The following is a 17,495-nucleotide window of genomic DNA, read 5'->3' on the forward strand; positions in this document are numbered from 1 at the left end:
AGATGCGTGCAAGCCAATTCAGGACATCGACACTCACCCCCAGAGTAAAGCTCTGGGCGCTGGTGTTTGTAGCCGGAGCCTTGCTGGCCCTGTTCAGTCTTTCCCTGAAAGTCTTTGCGCAACAGGAATCGCCCCGTCAGGCCCTGGTGCTTTCGGTTGACGGTGCGATTGGCCCGGCCACCATGGATTATGTGACCCGCGGTATTCGCCGGGCGGAGCGGGAAAGCGCCGGCCTGGTGGTGATTGAAATGGACACCCCGGGCGGTTTGATGGATTCCATGCGGGAAATCATCAAGACCATTCTCGCTTCCGATGTGCCGGTGGCGACCTACGTTTCACCCCAGGGTGCCCGGGCGGCCAGTGCCGGTACCTATATCCTCTACGGCAGCCACATTGCCGCCATGGCTCCGGCCACCAACCTTGGCTCAGCCACACCCGTGCAAATGGGCGGCCTGCCCGGCTCCACAGAACCTGAGTCCCCTTCTGAATCTGCCCCTGAAGAATCTTCGGAGGACACCGACCAGAGCGAATCGGCCGACAAACGTCGTGGCAACACTGCTATGGAGCGCAAGGTACTGGAAGATGCCGTGAGCTACATCCGCGGCCTGGCAGAGCGCCACGGTCGTAATGCCGACTGGGCGGAAGAGGCGGTTCGGGAGGCGGTCAATCTCGGGGCTACCGAAGCCCTGGAGCGTAACGTGGTGGACGTGGTGGTGCCAAACCTCCGGGCGTTGTTAAGCGAGATTGATGGTCGCACAGTGCGCTTGGCCGCCGGTGATCGGGTGCTGGAAACCGCGCAACTGGAATTGGTGCGGGCCGAGCCGGACTGGCGCACCAAATTGCTGTCGGTGATTACTGACCCGAATGTGGCCTATTTCCTGATGATCATCGGCTTTTACGGCATTCTTTTCGAACTGGCCAATCCCGGCGCCGTAGTGCCTGGGGTGATTGGCGCAATCAGTCTGATTCTGGCCCTGTTCGCCTTCCAGGTATTGTCGGTAAATTACGCGGGCCTGGCGCTGATCCTGTTGGGGCTGGCCTTCATTGTCGGCGAGGCGTTCGTGCCCAGTTTCGGCATCCTCGGCATCGGTGGCATTGTGGCGTTTGTCACCGGCTCGGTGATCCTGATGGACGGCAGCCATCAGGATATCTCGCTGCCCACGATTGGTGGTACGGCGGTGGTTGCCGGGGGTTTTATTCTCTGGACGGTTACCCGGTTCATCGGTCTTCGGCGGCGCCACCCGGTCTCGGGTAGTGAGCAGCTGGTCCACGAACACGGTGTGGCACTGGATGATTTTGTCCCCACGTATGATGCCTACGCGGGCCATGTACGGGTCAGCGGCGAACGCTGGAACGCCCGGAGTCAGGAGGCCATTGCAGCCCGATCGCAAGTGCGGGTAAATGGTATGGACGGCCTGACCCTGCTAGTGGAGCCCGGCACCGACGAACCGGCAGAGCGCACAGATTAAACATCAACGGCAAATCAAGGAGGCCGTATGAATCTCGGTGACATTATTCCCTATATTGCACCGACGGTGGTGCTGCTGCTGATCCTGGGGTCAGCAATCAAGATCCTGCCGGAATACGAGCGTGGCGTGGTCTTTTTTCTGGGTCGGTTCCAGGGCGTGAAAGGCCCGGGACTGATCATCGTCATTCCCGGTATCCAGCAGATTGTGCGAGTTGACCTTCGGGTGATCACCCTGGATGTCCCCAGCCAGGACGTGATATCCAAAGACAACGTTACCGTGCGGGTAAATGCGGTGCTGTACTTCCGGGTGGTGGATCCGGAAAAAGCCATCATCCGGGTTGAAGATTATGGTGCCGCTACCAGCCAGTTGGCCCAGACAACACTGCGATCTGTACTGGGCAAGCACGACCTGGACGAGATGTTATCCGAACGGGACAAGCTGAACGCCGACATTCAGGAGATCATCGATGCCCAGACCGAAGAGTGGGGTATCAAGGTGGCGAATGTGGAAATCAAGCATGTGGATCTGAACGAATCCATGATCCGCGCCATCGCCCGTCAGGCGGAAGCCGAGCGGGAGCGCCGGGCCAAGGTCATTCACGCTGAAGGCGAGCTTCAGGCGTCGAAGAAACTGGTGGAAGCGGCTGAGGTGATGTCTGTCAACTCCGGTGCCATGCAATTGCGTTATCTGCAAACGCTGGCGGACATGAGCAACAACAACTCCTCGACCATTGTGTTCCCGTTGCCGATGGATCTGGTCAAGACCTTCATTCAGAACCAGAGGCCGGACAAGGCTGGGCAGGAAGAGCCGAAACCCTAATACCAAAGGGTTCTGCAGACATAAAAAAAGGCCGGATTAACCGGCCTTTTTTGCTAGCTGACAGCCTTACTTCTGGCTGGCACGCTCGAGCATACGCTTGGCGCGCTCGTTTGCTTCGTCAGCAGCTTTCTGGGCAGCACGGGCTGCAGCCAGAGCTTCTTCAGCAGTCTGCTGGGCAGTGCGTGCACTGCTGGCGGCGCTGTTAGCAGTGTTCAGGGCGTTGTTGGCAGTCTGCTCAGCGGAGCTGGCAGTTGCATTTGCTTCGTCGATAGCAGCTTGTTCAGTAGTGGCACAACCTGCAGTCAGAGCAGTAGCCAGTGCAAACCCGGCGATCGTCAGTTTACGCATTGTAAATCCCCTTATTGGTCGTTTTATTTCCTGTGATCCGGAAGCCGGTCAGACAGCTCCCTTCTGCTAGGCCCGATAGGCAGTGACTACCGGAGTCGTTAAACAGTGTAAAACACTCAGAGACAAAATGTTAACTAAGGATACGTAAATTTTCTTAGCTTATGACAACAACTTAATCCTGCTTTCATGGCGTTGTCACCAAGCAGAAAGAATCACGGAACGATGCGGATGGGGGTTCCGTTCTGGACCAGTTGCCAGATTTCATCCATGGCTTCGTTGCTCACTGCAATGCAGCCATTGGTCCAGTCCAGCCCGGTGTAGGCAAAGGCCATGTCGCCGGCATTGTTGGGTAGGCCATGAATCATGATGCTGCCGCCGGGATCAAGACCCCAGGCTTCTGCCAGTTCCCGGTCGCGGGGGCTGGGGTAGGAAATGTGGATGGATTTGTAGAAGTCGCTGCTGGCATTGCGCCAGTCCAGTACATAGTCACCCTCGGGTGTGCGTTCATCCCCCTCATACAGCTTGTGGCCGACGGGATTGTCACCGAGGGAGATGCGGTACTGGCGTACGGGTTCATCACCGCTGAGCAGGTACAGGCGACGTTCTCCTTTGTTGACCAGTACCTGGGTAATCTCCAGCAGGCCTTCCATTAACGCCGGTTCCGGTGCGCTCGGCATCATGCGGGTGTCGGCCCGGGCCAGAAGCTCAGAGGCTGACGCCAGCAGAGGAGAGGCAATCAGGGCGATGGTCAGTAGAACTCGAACAATCATGAAACTCGCACAAATTGGTAAATGGTTAAACTTTGTTCATGCTGTTTATACCATAGCCTGGTAACGGGGTGATAAGGGGTTCTGTTACAGAGTTTGGCTTTTCTTGACCAGGATCCCATTCAGGAATCCATTTTCATGCCTACTTTGGTCACCCGGTCAGCGTCGGTGGCCCTGGCGACCAGGGTAACGGGCCCGAGCACAACCTTGTCACCAACCACCGGGTGGCCCTTGGTGCGCCTGGCAAAACACTCAGCCAGGGAGAGTTCGGGCGGCAGCTCGTCAAATTCGATGCCGTACACCTGTTCAACATCCCCCAGCAGGGCATCGCCATTGAGCACAAAATCCCCGAAGAATGCCCGTTCTGCCAGATGCTTCGGCGCCTGTCGGCCGCTGAGGGCCTTGCCAAGATCCGGCAGCAAGGCCGGCGTGGCAAACATGGCCACCACATCGCCTGAGGCAACTTCCAGTTCCCGGGTCGGTTGAAGGCATTTGCGATCCCGGAAGATACCGGCAACGGCGGTATTGTCGGGTAGCCTGAGCTGGCCGAGGGCCCGGGGGCTTTCCCAATTCTTGCCGCGCAGCGGGAAAAGCATCAGTTCGTGATCACCTGCGGCAGGCACATCCAGAGGTAGCCTGCGGTACGGATCTTCCCCTGCAGGCACCTCCAGTTTCAGTTTGCGCGCCAATGGTGCCATGGTGGTGCCCTGTACCAGCAGCGATACCAGCACAATAAAGAAGGCGGCATGGAACACCAGTTGGGCATCCGGAAGGTCTGCAATAATCGGAAACAGGGCGAGCACGATCGGCACTGCGCCACGCAGGCCCACCCAGCTGATGAATCCCAGCTCCCGCCGATTGAACGCGAAAGGCCAAAGCGTGAGTAGCACGGTGGCCGGCCGGATCACGAAAATCAGCGCCAGTGCCAGAATCAGACCGCCACCGGCCAGCGGCACCAGATCCGATGGATTAACCAGCAGGCCCAGCATCAGGAACAGGCAAAGCTGTGCCAGCCAGGCCAGGCCATCATGCACCTGAAGAATCATCGGCATCATCCGAACATGCCGGTTACCAATCACCACCCCGGTGAGGTAAATCGCCAGAAAGCCGCTGCCGCCGATGGCGTTGGTTGCGGAGAACACGGCGATGCCGGCAGCGGCTACCAGCAGCGGGTAAAGCGACGGGGTCAGTCGTATCCGGTTGACCAGCTGGACCACGGCAAAGCCACCAAGGAGGCCGGCCACCGTGCCGATGCCGAACTGCTGTACCAGCATCATCAGGCCTTTGGCCAATGCCCCCTCTTCGTAACTGCCAATCAGGGTAACCAGCAGCAGAGTCAGGAAAATGGCCATGGGGTCGTTACTGCCGGATTCGATTTCCAGCGTGGCGCTGACCCGCTCGTTCAGATGCAGGCCCCGGCCCTGGAGCAGCGAGAAGACGGCGGCGGCATCGGTGGAGGAAATAATGGCGCCGACCAGCAACGCCATCAGCCAGTGCAGGTCGAACACCCACCAGGCAACCAGTGCGGCGCCACCGGCGGTCAGGCCAACGCCAAGGGTGGCCAGTACCAGTGCCGGCCGCAGCCCCACCCGGAACGTTTCCACCCGGGTACGCATGCCGCCATCCAGCAGAATCACACCCAGCGCCAGATTGGCGATCAGGAAGGCCAGCTCGAAGTTGTCGAATTCGATACCACCCGGGCCGTCTTCCCCCATCATCATGCCCACGACCAGGAAGATCAGCAGCACGGGCATGCCAACGCGGCTGGAAAGCGGGCTGAGAACGATGCTGATCACCAGCATCAAGGCGCCAATCAGGGTAAGTGTGGGATCCATCAGACTCCAGACCAAAGGGGCTTGCCCGAACGCAGGGCCCGGGCTTATATTGCTGTGGCAATCATTATGCAGGCGGGCGTAGCTCAATGGTAGAGCAGAGGCTTCCCAAGCCTACGACGTGGGTTCGATTCCCATCGCCCGCTCCAGACCAATACCCGCACACAGGCGAGTGTCCCTTAAAACTCTATGGTTACGCGCAAGCCGCTACCGGGCCCCGTCGAAAAACTAATGTTGCCCTCATAGCGAGCGACGATCTCCCGGACAATCGCGAGGCCCAGACCGTGGCCAGGGGTCTGCTCGTCAAGTCGCAGCCCTCGTTGCCCCAGACTGGACAAGTCGTCGCCATTGACTCCAGGACCATCATCAGAAACAACGATTTGTCTGCTGTTGTTGTCTTGTTTCAGCGAGAGTTCTACGCACCGCGACGACCATTTGCCGGCATTATCGAGCAGGTTGCCTAGCACTTCATTCAAGTCATGCTCCTCTATCGGCCAGCGGGTGTCTTCCGGCAGTGAGCTTGATAGTTCGAAGGATTTTTCCGGATACAGCCGCCCCAGCATCCACAAAAGATCCCGCGCCTGTTTGACGGGATAAGCGCTTTTCCCGACCTGGGGCCCGGCAAAGCGGCTGCGGCGCATTTCCGCTTCCAATTGTCTGTCGATGTCACTGAGACGGGCGGCCATTTGGATTCTTAGATCACTAGGCAATGGGCGATCCATATCCTCCAGTATCTGCCGGACGGCTGCGATGGGCGTTTTGACACTGTGTGACAGATTTGCGAGCGCATCCCGGGAACGCACCAGTCGCTTGTCGAGGGAGTCAAGCAACTGGTTTAACTGCATCACGAGCGGTTGAAATTCTTCGGGTGATGGTGCATTGATCCGGGAAATCTCTCCATCCTGCAATCGTTTTAACGCCGCTTTCAGTGTCACCACCGGCCGCAGCGATAGCGTGATGCCAAACCAGATGACGGCAACCAGAAGTGCGATCAACAGCACCGACACCACGGCTGTCCAGGCGTGCAGCTCGGCCTGACTGCGTTTCAGGGCCTCCAGATCCTCGGATACAACCACGACGATCGGTGACCCGTTCACCTGAAAAGAGTGACGGTATGCCAGGATATCGGACGGACTGTCCGGCGCCTGACGGCCTTCAAGACGAAGCGTGCCATTCTGCTCATGGTTGATCAGTGGTGCCAGCAAGGGTTCCCAGGCCTTTGGCGATATGATGGTTCGATCGGGCGTGCGTATGGCGAAGGCATGATGGAAGACGTCCTGGAAGTAATCACCGGTCTGCAGGGTTTCGACTTGACCTCTGACCTCGCGAATCTGGTGCTCCAGAAAGGCAGCTTCGTCTTTAAGGCGGCTTTCAAGGAATTCCCGGGACATTCGATCCAGCAGCAGGCCGTGGACAAACCAGGCTACGCCCATCAGAGCGATGCCGGCGGGCAGCAATAACACCAGCAGCATGCCTTTGACGGATGCTGGCCTTTTAACGTTGGGCATTGAACATGTATCCCTGGCCACGGCGTGTGGTGATCGTTTCGTTGCCGACCAGCTTTCTCAAGCGCCGAATATACGCCTCAATCACGTTTTCGCTGGGGCTCTCATCCAGGTTGTATAGCTGCTCCATTAGCTGTTCCTTGGAAAAGATGTGGCCCGGACGGCTCATCAGGCATCGTAGCAGGCGGAACTCAGTACCCGTCAGGGCGTGTTCTGCTCCTTCTTCTGTCCGCAGGCTCTGGCGATTTTCGTCCAGTTCGAAGCCACCGGCTTTAACCTGGGAGTGCACTCGCCCTTCGCTGCGGCGTATGAGTGCATTGATGCGGGCGATCAGTTCTTCTGTCTGGAACGGTTTGGCCAGATAGTCATCCGCCCCTGCTTTCAGTCCATTGACCTTGTCCTGCCAGTCGCCTCTGGCGGTGAGGACCAATACCGGGCACTCGACGAGCTTCGATCGCCATCGTTTCAAAACCTCCAGCCCGTTGCCATCCGGCAGGCCGAGATCGAGAACAGCGGCACGATAATCCTCCTGCTCCCCCAGAATCTGGGCCTCACGGGCACTGGACGTGTGGTCGATGCTAAACCCCGCTTTTTCCAGCTGTCTGACCAGCCCCTCGGCCAGCAAACGGTCGTCTTCAACGAGCAATAAACGCATGTATCCGTCCTTAACGGTGCTTGTTTCAGCCGCCAGTGTCGTCGATCAACCTGAATTGTGCCTGAACGCAAGAAAGTGCCCGTTTTTCAGAAAGAATTCAGGTTGGTGAGAGAAAGTGTCGACTGATTCTGGACATTGCTCAAGATTCAGTACGAATCAGCCGTGTTCTCAAAACCATTATTCCACAGGAGACAAACGGATGAATGCATCAAACCTGATTGTGGCCGGCCTGGCTTTTTCGATGTCGGTATCGGCGTTTGCGGCTGGCACCCATGGCGGTGGTCACGGCCATGGTGCTTCCATTGGCGAACCGGGAAAAGCCTCAGAAGCCAGCCGGACCATAACGGTTGAAATGCACGACAACTACTACGAACCCGAAGAAATCCGTGTGAAGCCGGGCGAAACCGTTCGGTTTGTGGTGCAGAACAAGGGCAATCTTGTGCACGAGTTCAACATCGGGACTCCGGGTATGCATGAGGCCCACCAGAAAGAAATGAGAATGATGGTCGAGCATGGCGTGATCCAGGGTAACAAGTTGAATCATGACATGATGAACATGGACATGGGCAACGGCCACTCGATGAAACATGACGATCCCAACAGCGTCCTGCTGGAGCCGGGCCAGAGCCGGGAAGTGGTCTGGACGTTTGCCAATCAGGGCAATATCGAATTCGCATGTAACGTACCAGGGCACTACCAGTCTGGCATGTACGGTGACGTGAATTTCGAATAAGCCGGTAGATGGCTTTAACCATGACGTTATGGGCTGACGCTACACCCTCCTGTCAGCCCCGATAAAGTGCGTTTGGAGCAAAACACATGAACATTCGCTTGGGTGCAGTAGTGCTGTGCCTGCTGATGCCCGCACTGGCGTTGGCTGGCGAGTACGACCTGACGGTTGATCGCGTAGAGATAGATACCGGTGATTTTGTAAAGCAGGGCATCGGCTACAACGGCAAGTCTCCCGGGCCGGTACTGAGATTCAAGGAAGGTGAGACTGTCCGGATCATTGTGACGAATAACCTTGATGAAATGACATCCATCCACTGGCACGGGCTTATCCTGCCCTATCAACAGGATGGCGTGCCAGGTATCAGTTTCCCGGGTATCAAACCGGGTGAGACCTTTACCTACGAGTTTCCCATTCAGCAGGCTGGGACCTACTGGTTTCACAGCCACTCGGGCTTTCAGGAGCCGGATGGGGCCTACGGTGCGATCGTGATCGAACCTGAGGGCCGGGAACCCTTCCGGTACGACCGGGAATACGTGGTCCAACTAACGGACAAGCATCCGCATTCCGGTGACCGCATCATGCGCAACCTGAAAATGATGCCGGACTACTACAACCGTAAACAGCAGACCGTTGGTGAGTTTTTCTCTGATAGCTCCGAACAGGGGTTCTGGAACACCGTCCGGGATCGCCTGGCCTGGGGTGATATGCGCATGATGAAAGCGGATGTAGAGGATCTCCAGGGGTTTACGGGCCTGATTAACGGCAAAGGCCCGGAGCAGAACTGGACGGGGTTGTTTGAGCCGGGTGAACGCATTCGGCTGCGGTTCATCAATTCCTCCGCCATGACCTATTTCGATGTCCGGATTCCGGGCCTGGATATGACGGTGGTGCAGGCGGATGGCAATAACGTGCAACCGGTGACGGTGGACGAATTCCGCATAGGCGTCGCGGAAACCTATGACGTGATCGTGCGCCCGAGAGATGAACAGGCCTACACCATCTTCGCCGAATCCATGGGGCGTTCCGGATACGCCCGGGCAACACTGGCTCCTGAAGAGGGAATGGAAGCGGCCGTGCCGCCACTGCGAGAACCTGCCCGCCTGACCATGGCGGATATGGGGAATATGCATGGTATGGATCATGGAAACATGGATATGGGCAGCTCGGACGATATGGCCGGCATGGACCACTCGTCGATGTCGGGAATGGATCACTCCGGCATGTCTGGCATGAATCACGGCTCCATGATGATGGATAACCAGGCTCAACAAGATCCGTTCTACGCCAGAGGCAGTGGCCTTGTGCCGACCGCGGCCAATGGCGGTAAGTTCCTCTCCTATGCCGATCTGAGGGCGCAGAATCCGTTATACGAGGAGCGTGAACCGACCCGGGAAATCGAGCTCCGCCTGACCGGTAATATGGAACGTTACAGCTGGAGCATTAATGGCGTTAAGTATGAAGAGGCTGATCCGATTCGTCTCCAATACGGGGAGCGCGTCCGGTTCAAGTTCGTCAATGAAACCATGATGACGCACCCCATGCATCTGCACGGCATGTGGTCGATTCTTGACGTGGGCGCCGGTCAGTGGAACCCGATCAAACACACCATTAACGTGAACCCGGGTACCACGGTGTATATGGAAACGGAGGTTGATGAACCGGGCCAGTGGGCATTCCACTGCCATCTGTCCTATCACGCAGCTGCCGGTATGTTCCGAAAAGTCATCGTCGAGGGGGGCCCAGATTCGCAGCAGGCGAAAACAGAGGCGATGGCTGAAGATGGAGGTGAGGCATGAGTGGGGTGCGATTCTCTGGGGCCGTCAGTTTGTTTGCCTTCCTTGTATTGCCGGCTATGGCCGCGGCACAGGCAATGATTGCAGATACCTCTGGCCGCAAGCAACCGCTGACAACCTGGGGTATTCAGTTTGAAGAACTTGAATACCGATACAGTGATGACGATGAGGGACTGGGCGTCTGGAACGCCGATGCCTTCTACGGTACAGATGATTTCAAAGTGCGGCTGCTCTCGACGGGCGAATACGAGATTGAGGAGCAGGCCTATGAAACGCTGGAACATCAGCTGGTAGGTCAGATCCCCGTTTCCAGGTTCTTTGATGCCAAAGCGGGTGTTCGTTTCGATACGCCGGAGGGCCCGGACCGCACCTACGCTGTTTTCGGTGTGACTGGACTGGCGCCGCAGTGGTTCGAGATCGATGCCAGCCTGTATGTAAGCAAAGAGGGTGATACCTCGGCCGCGCTGGATGCAGAGTACGAACTGCTGTTCACCAACCACTGGATTCTGACAGCAACACTGGATGCAACCGTGGCGTTCAGCGAGGACGAGGAAATCGGTATCGGCAAAGGACTGGTTTCTACGGAAACAGGCCTGCGGCTGAGCTATGACTTTATTGACCGCGCCGTCTCACCCTATTTCGGTGTGGTGCATGAACGGAAGTACGGTGATACCGCTGATCTGGCTGAGACCGCTGCTGGAAGCACGGAAGACTGGTTTGCCGTGATCGGCGCCCGGATCGCTTTCTGATGTTGATGGGCCATGGGACAACTCACGGCCTTTTTAGTGCGGTATTTGATGCAACTTAAATCTTGCTAAAGCCCGCTGTTTTTTCAGTAAGAGTTCAGTTTTACGTGTTCTGCTGGGAGGTGAAACGACCTGAAGGGGAGATGTCACTGATGACCAAAGCACACAAAGCAACCAATCAGGAGCAGTTTTTGTTGCGCCGGAAAGTGGCTATCGAGGGGCTTGAAGAAACCCGGTGGGAGGAGCTCATTCACGATCTTAACCACCACCCTTGTGTTGATTTCGCGGAACGTAAGAAAAATGGCCTGTTACAGGTGGCCTACGACGGAAGCCACTGGACCGTCGATGAACTACTGGAAGTCATCCAGGACTACGGTGGCCGATTGAAATCCGGATGGTGGGCCCGGCGCAAGCTGGCCTGGTACCGGTTTACCGACGATAACGTGCGGGCAAATGCCAAGCATGAGCCGTTCTGCTGTTCCAAGATTCCACCCATGAAAAAATAACAGGAGGTTCAATGAGCAGGGAGGAAGACCGGACCACTCGCTATCAGGAAGGCAGTCTCACGTTACCCGGGACGGTCATGCTGGGTACCGGCGTCATGATTGGTGCCGGTATTTTTGCACTGACCGGGCAGATGGCGCAGATGACCGGCGTGCTTTTCCCGCTGGCCTTTCTTGCTGCGGCATTGATTGTGAGCTTCAGCGCCTATTCCTACATCAAGATTTCCAATGCCTACCCCTCCGCCGGCGGTATTGGCATGTACTTGCACAAGGCCTACGGAAATCGGCTGCCGACAGCCTTCAACGCCCTCCTGATGTATTTCTCGATGGTGATTGCCCAGAGCTTCCTGGCTCGCACCTTTGGCTCCTACACCATGCAATTGTTTGGTGGCGATGACAGTGGCCGCATGGTGTCCATTCTTGGCGTTGGCCTCATTCTGGTGGCTTTTCTGATCAACCTGATGGGCAATCGGATGATTCAGGGTGTCGCGTCCTTTATCGGCGTACTGAAAATCGGTGGCATCCTGATCTTCGGTCTGGTCGGGGTCTGGATTGCCGACTCAATCTCGGTGGATTTTTCAGAGCCCGGTGAAGCCGGAACCCCGGGTAACTTTCTCGGCGCAACTGCATTGGGGATCCTGGCATTCAAGGGGTTCACTACAATTACCAACAGCGGCTCGGAAGTGATCGATCCGAAGAGGAATGTGGGGCGTGCCATCGTTATTTCCATTGCTGCCTGCGTGATGATCTATACGCTGGTCGGGTTTGCCGTAGCCAGTAATCTGTCTCTTGCCGAGATTATCGAAACACAGGATTACTCGCTCGCTGCAGCCGCACGCCCGGCCCTGGGCGAGTACGGTGTCTGGTTTACCGTCGCCATTGCCATGATGGCCACGGCGGGCGGGATTCTGGCCAGCGTCTTTGCGGTGTCCCGCATGTTGGCCATGCTGACAGAAATGAAACTGGTCCCTCACCGGCATTTTGGTATGCCCGGCAGCATCCAGAAACACACCTTGGTATATACCGTGGTTCTGGGTCTGGTCCTCACTGCATTCTTTGATCTGTCACGAATAGCTGCGTTGGGTATCGTGTTTTACCTGATCATGGACATTGCCATTCACTGGGGCGTGTTGCGCTATCTGCGGCAGGACATCAAGGCCAACCGCTGGGTGCCGGCCACCGCCATTTTGTTGGATCTTTTGGCTCTGGGCGGTTTTGTCTGGGTGAAGCTGAGTACGGACCCGTTCGTCATTGGTGTGGCAGTGGTCACAATGCTTGTGATTGCAGTGTCCGAACAGGTCTTCCTGAAAAAATCACCGGAATCTGCGCAAGCGAAACAGGAACAGACTCACGCGCATCACCACCATTAACCAGAATCAGGAAGAGAGGCCATTACCATGATGGAAGACAACATGTTTGGGAACACGATGTGGGCGGGCCACTGGCTCTGGATGCTGGTGATCGCCATTGTGGTCGTCATTCCGGCCTGGCGTATTTGTCAGCGCACGGGGTATCCGGGCTGGATGGGTGTGCTGATACTGATCCCTATCGTCAATCTGGTTCTGCTGTATTTCATTGCATTTGCAGACTGGCCCGCCGATAAAGGAGGAGATCGGAATGGCTGAGCATCATCACGCCCATCACCACGATCATCACACTGCTAAAGAAGCTGGCGAGCATACCGCCAAGGACCCGGTCTGCGGTATGGCAGTGGATCCGCATACTGCAGAGCATCGTAGCCGGCTCGGGGGCAACACCTGGTATTTCTGCTCGTCACGTTGCAAGACCAGATTTGAGGAGAATCCGGAGCAGTATCTCGGTGACGAAAAGAAGCAGCAAGATCCGGTAGCGCCGGGCACCATGTACACCTGCCCCATGCATCCGGAGATTCGCCAGCAAGGGCCGGGGGACTGTCCCATCTGTGGAATGGCCCTGGAGCCCGAGCAGGTAAGCCTGGATGACGGGCCTTCGGAAGAACTCAGGGACATGACTCGCCGCTTCTGGATTGGCCTGGTACTGACGTTACCGGTCTTTCTCCTGGAAATGGGCGGGCACCTGACCGGGCTTGATCATATTGTTGCACCTCAGATGTCCAACTGGATTCAGTTAGTACTGGCGACGCCAGTGGTGCTCTGGTGCGGTTGGCCCTTCTTCGTCCGGGGCTGGAAATCCGTCGTTAGCCATAACCTGAACATGTTTACTCTTATCGCCATTGGCACCGGCGTGGCGCTGATCTACAGCCTGGTGGCCACGTTAGCGCCACAGATATTCCCAGGTGCCTTTCGGCAGGAAGACGGCTCGGTGGCGGTGTATTTTGAGGCGGCGGCCGTCATCGTTGTGCTGGTATTGCTTGGTCAGGTGCTGGAACTGCGGGCCCGGGAGAAAACCTCCGGCGCCATCAAGGCTTTGTTGGATCTGGCGCCTGCCACAGCCAGGAAGTTGGATGACGATGGCAGCGAATCCGATGTGTCGCTGGATCAGGTCAAGGTTGGTGACCGTCTGCGGGTGCGCCCCGGCGACAAGGTGCCGTTGGACGGCGAAGTGCTCGAAGGCAGTTCCAACGTGGATGAGTCCATGGTGACCGGGGAGCCTCTGGCCGTCAGCAAGAAATCCGGCGACCAGGTGATCGGCGGCAGTATTAACCAGCAGGGCAGTTTCATCATGCGCGCCGACAAGGTTGGCCGCGATACCATGCTGTCCCAGATCGTTCAGATGGTGGCCAGTGCGCAACGCAGCCGGGCGCCGATTCAGGGGCTTGCAGACAAGGTTGCCGCTTACTTCGTGCCGGCAGTCATCTTGATTGCGATCATCGCCTTCATCGCATGGTCTGTTTTTGGTCCCACGCCGCCCATGGCCTTCGGCCTGATTGCTGCCGTTAGCGTTCTGATCATTGCCTGCCCATGCGCACTCGGGCTGGCAACACCCATGTCTATCATGGTTGGGGTTGGACGCGGTGCCCAGAGTGGTGTGCTGATCCGGGATGCCGAAGCGCTGGAGCGCATGGAAAAGGTAGACACCGTGGTGGTGGATAAAACCGGTACGCTGACAGAGGGCAAGCCGCAGGTTACCCGACTTGTCGCGGCAAACGGATTCAGTGACAACGATCTGATGCGCTATGCCGGAGGTCTGGAAAAGGGCAGCGAGCATCCATTGGCCCACGCCATCCTCGATAAAGCCAAGGGTATGGATCTGGAGCTCCCGGATGCAGAGGACTTTGATTCGCCTAACGGAAAAGGGGTCACCGGTCGAATCGATGGCAAGCGGGTACTCCTCGGCAATCGACTCCTGATGGAGTCCGAGAATGTCGACACCGGAAAATATGACGGCGAGGCCGACCAGCTCCGGAAAGACGGCGCTACGGTGATTTTTGCGGCCGTCGACGGCAACGTCGCAGGCTTGCTCGCGATAGCCGATCCGGTCAAGGAAACCACCGAAGCCGCCATCACCGCCCTGCAGAAGGACGGCATACGGGTAGTCATGCTGACCGGCGATAACCGCACGTCAGCCGAGGCTGTTGCCCGCAAGCTGCATATCGACGAAGTGGAAGCGGAAGTGCTGCCGGAAGACAAGGGCAAGATTGTTCAACGCCTGAAGGACGAAGGCCGTGTTGTCGTGATGGCGGGTGACGGCGTGAACGACGCGCCTGCACTGGCGACGGCGGATGTGGGTGTCGCCATGGGCACTGGCACCGATGTCGCCATTGAAAGTGCTGGCATTACCCTGCTTCGCGGCGACTTGATGGGTATTGTGGAAGCTCGCCGTTTGTCGCTGGCGACCATGCGCAACATCCGGCAGAACCTGTTCTTCGCCTTCGTCTACAACTCTGCAGGCGTGCCAATTGCAGCAGGTGTTCTGTATCCATTTTTCGGCATACTGCTGTCGCCGATCTTTGCAGCGGCGGCCATGTCCCTGTCCTCGGTCAGCGTGATTGTGAATGCGCTGCGGCTGCGGGTGATCAAGCTCGGGCCTCAACAGTAAATAGGTGATCGGCCTCAGAGTGCTATCTCTGAGGCCGTTGATAATACCGCTTACTGATCCCGGCTGTGGTGATCGGAGTGGCGCGCGTTAGCCCGTTCCCTGATCATCTGTATGTGAGCCTCATGCATCATATTCAACTCACGCTCGGACATAGACGACATCATCGTCATCATCTTTTTCATATCCGGACTGATCATGCCTTTCATCTTTTCTCCTATCATATCCGGATTATTGCCACCAGATGATGCGTCATGGGTAAGTCTGCTTCCAGTTATATCAGGGTAACTGCGAGTTTCATTTATCCTGTCTGCCAAGCCAGTATTAGCCGTCGCTATAGTGGAAAAGAATAAGGTGATTGAAACTGCCAAGACTGATTTATTCATAATAATATCCTGTAGTTTAAAGTTATCTGATGATTCAGTTACGTTTCAGTTTTCTATGATGTACTTGCTCTTGAGCTCGGTGTTGGCTGGCTCAGGAAATCGAGCCAGAGAGAGTTTGCGTCTCCACTAGTAAGTTTTGCCGCAGGGTCACCCTGCGGTATTTTTTCGCTTTTCTTCCAGCGCCTCGTGGTAGGCACGCCCTTCTTTGCTCATCATTTTTTTGCGAGCTTCAAAACCCGACTCTGACATGGAGTAGCGTGTCATTTCTCTGTGCAGACGTTGCATGTCTTGATTCTTAAGTATGTCTTCAAGCGATGAATTATTTATGGTTTTACCATGCACGCTCTTCATGTCTTTTTCGTTTGACATGTTGCCTGCAAAGACGGATGTGGAAATAGTGAATGCTGCGATTAAAGCGATCATGCGTTTCATAAATACACCTCCCGGTTAGTTGGTGAGTTTATGAAAACATTGAATCCTGAATTTATCCTGAAATAATAATTCTGTTTAAATAAACATTTTTTAATTGATTTGCCCGTTATTGATTAAAGTCAAGTACTGAGTTTTTTTTCAGTTATTCAGTTTGGTTTCAGATAAATAAAATAAGATCGCGGGAGGAAAACAATTAATGGAGATGTCCCGTTGTCCTTTCTTTCCCACCTCGTAAAGCCCGTTGTTCTAGGTGCTTTGATTCTTACCGGTCTGCCCGGTTTCGCCGAGCCCAGGCTTGAGTTATCTGACGCCATTGATGTTGCTACTGAGGAGGATCCCTGGCTTCGTCAGAGTGTCCAGATTCAGGATGCCCTTCTGGAGGAGTCGATTGCCGATGGCGCCCTCCCGGATCCGAGAATGACCATCGGGGCCGCCAATCTGCCCACGGATACCTTCGACACCGGGCAGGAGGCAATGACCCAGGCCACCATCGGTGTTACCCAGCGAATTCCGCGCGGGAACAGTCGCCAGCTGGCAAGCGCGAAGAAGGCGGAAATGGCCGCAGTTCAGCCGTTCCGGCGCGCGAATCGTCGGGCACAGGTTGAACAGACGGTAACGCAGCTCTGGCTGGAGGTCTGGCGCTCCGAGCAGAGTATCCGGTTGATTGAAAGCAACAGAGGCTTGTTTGAGCAATTGGAAGATGTTGCTGAGGCGGGCTACACCTCTGCCTCCATGGGGTCCAGGCAGCAGGATGTTATCCGGGCTTCGCTGGAGCTGACGAGGCTTGAGGATCGGCTGACAGCACTGCAGGTGCAACAGGCATCGAATCGGGAAGCGTTGGCCGAGTGGATTGGCCTGAATCAGGCACAGCTGGCCGTCACCGACCATGTCCCCCGCGAACTGCTGGCAGAACTCCCTTCTGCCTGGGCTGAAATCGCGACTGATTCACTGCCCCGACATCCTGCCGTGCGCGCCACCGATCAGTTGATTGAAGCCCAGAATGTTGACGTTGATCTGGCCCGCCAGTCCTACAAACCGGAATGGTCGATATCGGCCCAATACGGATATCGGGACCGGGCTCCGAACGGCGAGGACCGGGCCGACCTGTTTTCGGTGGGAATTGGCTTTGATCTGCCCCTTTTCACCGGCAACCGTCAGGACCGAAAACTCAACGCGTCTGTGGCTCGACTGGAGGCGGCGAAAACCGAGCGTATCCTGCAGCTCCGTGGGCTTCGCGCCAAAGCCAGGGCTGCCGTTGTCAGAATTCAGCGCCTGGATGAGCGCATAGCGCTGTATGAAAAGACCCTTCTGCCACAAATGGAAGCGCAGGCAAGTGCGGCACTGACGGCCTACAACAACGACGACGGCGACTTCGCCGAGGCAGTGCGCGCGCGAATTGCCGAGCTCAATGCCCAGGTGGAACTGATTCAGATGAAAGCCGAGCGGGCCGGGAATATGGCGAACTTCCGCTACCTGACGGCTGAATCTTCCGAGATCCCTACCTTTTCAATGACCCGTTATCAGGACTGATC

17 protein-coding genes and 1 tRNA gene are annotated in these 17,495 nt (G+C 56.5%); 11 read left to right on the forward strand and 7 right to left on the reverse strand.

The features are described from left to right. Positions 1-2 precede the first annotated feature (2 nt). Positions 3-1,469, forward strand: coding sequence for an NfeD family protein (locus Q675_RS34785; RefSeq protein ID WP_011783698.1), 1,467 nt, complete (start codon positions 3-5; stop codon positions 1,467-1,469). Positions 1,470-1,496: 27 nt separating this feature from the next. Then, positions 1,497-2,288: a slipin family protein gene (locus tag Q675_RS34790; protein ID WP_011783699.1), complete on the forward strand. Its 792-nt coding sequence runs from the start codon at positions 1,497-1,499 to the stop codon at positions 2,286-2,288. A gap of 66 nt (positions 2,289-2,354) precedes the next feature. Here the strand turns inward: Q675_RS34790 and Q675_RS34795 are convergent, their stop codons facing one another. The 3 genes from Q675_RS34795 to Q675_RS34805 all read right to left on the reverse strand — a co-directional run bounded on the left by Q675_RS34795 (position 2,355) and on the right by Q675_RS34805 (position 5,238). Continuing rightward, positions 2,355-2,636: an Lpp/OprI family alanine-zipper lipoprotein gene (locus tag Q675_RS34795; RefSeq protein WP_011783700.1), complete on the reverse strand. Its 282-nt coding sequence runs from the start codon at positions 2,634-2,636 to the stop codon at positions 2,355-2,357. A 212-nt stretch (positions 2,637-2,848) separates the two neighbouring features. Beyond that, a complete protein-coding gene (locus Q675_RS34800) occupies positions 2,849-3,406 on the reverse strand; it encodes a L,D-transpeptidase family protein (protein WP_011783701.1) in 558 nt (185 codons plus the stop codon). Positions 3,407-3,525: 119 nt separating this feature from the next. After that, the gene (locus Q675_RS34805; RefSeq protein ID WP_011783702.1) at positions 3,526-5,238 is read right to left on the reverse strand and encodes a potassium/proton antiporter; all 1,713 of its coding nucleotides are present in this window, start codon (positions 5,236-5,238) and stop codon (positions 3,526-3,528) included. A gap of 72 nt (positions 5,239-5,310) precedes the next feature. On the opposite strand from Q675_RS34805, the gene Q675_RS34810 reads away from it, so the two are divergent. Continuing rightward, positions 5,311-5,384: transfer RNA gene (locus Q675_RS34810), tRNA-Gly, on the forward strand. A gap of 30 nt (positions 5,385-5,414) precedes the next feature. Here Q675_RS34810 and Q675_RS34815 read toward each other — a convergent pair. Both Q675_RS34815 and Q675_RS34820 read right to left on the reverse strand, forming a co-directional pair. Next, complete coding sequence (locus Q675_RS34815) at positions 5,415-6,743, reverse strand: ATP-binding protein (RefSeq protein WP_011783703.1); 1,329 nt, start codon at positions 6,741-6,743, stop codon at positions 5,415-5,417. Further along, positions 6,730-7,395: a response regulator transcription factor gene (locus Q675_RS34820; RefSeq protein WP_011783704.1), complete on the reverse strand. Its 666-nt coding sequence runs from the start codon at positions 7,393-7,395 to the stop codon at positions 6,730-6,732. The genes Q675_RS34815 and Q675_RS34820 overlap by 14 nt, the downstream gene beginning before the upstream one ends. Before the next feature lie 199 nt (positions 7,396-7,594). On the opposite strand from Q675_RS34820, the gene Q675_RS34825 reads away from it, so the two are divergent. The 7 genes from Q675_RS34825 (at position 7,595) to Q675_RS34855 (ending at position 15,148) form a co-directional block, all read left to right on the forward strand. Further along, a complete protein-coding gene (locus Q675_RS34825; RefSeq protein ID WP_011783705.1) occupies positions 7,595-8,128 on the forward strand; it encodes a cupredoxin domain-containing protein in 534 nt (177 codons plus the stop codon). 86 nt (positions 8,129-8,214) lie between these two features. Next, positions 8,215-9,924: a copper resistance system multicopper oxidase gene (locus tag Q675_RS34830; protein ID WP_023011973.1), complete on the forward strand. Its 1,710-nt coding sequence runs from the start codon at positions 8,215-8,217 to the stop codon at positions 9,922-9,924. Further along, the gene (locus tag Q675_RS34835; protein ID WP_023011974.1) at positions 9,921-10,670 is read left to right on the forward strand and encodes a copper resistance protein B; all 750 of its coding nucleotides are present in this window, start codon (positions 9,921-9,923) and stop codon (positions 10,668-10,670) included. The genes Q675_RS34830 and Q675_RS34835 overlap by 4 nt, the downstream gene beginning before the upstream one ends. A 149-nt stretch (positions 10,671-10,819) precedes the next feature. Further along, a complete protein-coding gene (locus tag Q675_RS34840; RefSeq protein WP_011783708.1) occupies positions 10,820-11,173 on the forward strand; it encodes a hypothetical protein in 354 nt (117 codons plus the stop codon). 11 nt (positions 11,174-11,184) lie between these two features. Further along, entirely contained in the window at positions 11,185-12,540 is a 1,356-nt protein-coding gene (locus Q675_RS34845) for an APC family permease (protein WP_011783709.1), read from the forward strand. A 27-nt stretch (positions 12,541-12,567) separates the two neighbouring features. Continuing rightward, the gene (locus tag Q675_RS34850) at positions 12,568-12,795 is read left to right on the forward strand and encodes a hypothetical protein (RefSeq protein WP_011783710.1); all 228 of its coding nucleotides are present in this window, start codon (positions 12,568-12,570) and stop codon (positions 12,793-12,795) included. Beyond that, positions 12,788-15,148: a heavy metal translocating P-type ATPase gene (locus tag Q675_RS34855; RefSeq protein WP_011783711.1), complete on the forward strand. Its 2,361-nt coding sequence runs from the start codon at positions 12,788-12,790 to the stop codon at positions 15,146-15,148. Before Q675_RS34850 ends, Q675_RS34855 begins: the two co-directional genes overlap by 8 nt. Positions 15,149-15,198: 50 nt before the next feature. Here Q675_RS34855 and Q675_RS34860 read toward each other — a convergent pair whose 3' ends face one another. Both Q675_RS34860 and Q675_RS34865 read right to left on the reverse strand, forming a co-directional pair. Then, on the reverse strand, positions 15,199-15,531 hold the full coding sequence (locus Q675_RS34860; RefSeq protein WP_011783712.1) for a hypothetical protein: 333 nt from the start codon (positions 15,529-15,531) through the stop codon (positions 15,199-15,201). 147 nt (positions 15,532-15,678) lie between these two features. Next, the gene (locus Q675_RS34865) at positions 15,679-15,963 is read right to left on the reverse strand and encodes a hypothetical protein (protein WP_011783713.1); all 285 of its coding nucleotides are present in this window, start codon (positions 15,961-15,963) and stop codon (positions 15,679-15,681) included. Positions 15,964-16,173: 210 nt separating this feature from the next. Between Q675_RS34865 and Q675_RS34870 the strand changes: the two genes are divergently transcribed. After that, on the forward strand, positions 16,174-17,493 hold the full coding sequence (locus Q675_RS34870; RefSeq protein ID WP_023011976.1) for a TolC family protein: 1,320 nt from the start codon (positions 16,174-16,176) through the stop codon (positions 17,491-17,493). Positions 17,494-17,495 lie beyond the last annotated feature (2 nt).

It is taken from the genome of Marinobacter sp. EN3 (genome assembly GCF_000475315.1).
Taxonomy (GTDB): Bacteria; Pseudomonadota; Gammaproteobacteria; order Pseudomonadales; family Oleiphilaceae; genus Marinobacter; species Marinobacter nauticus.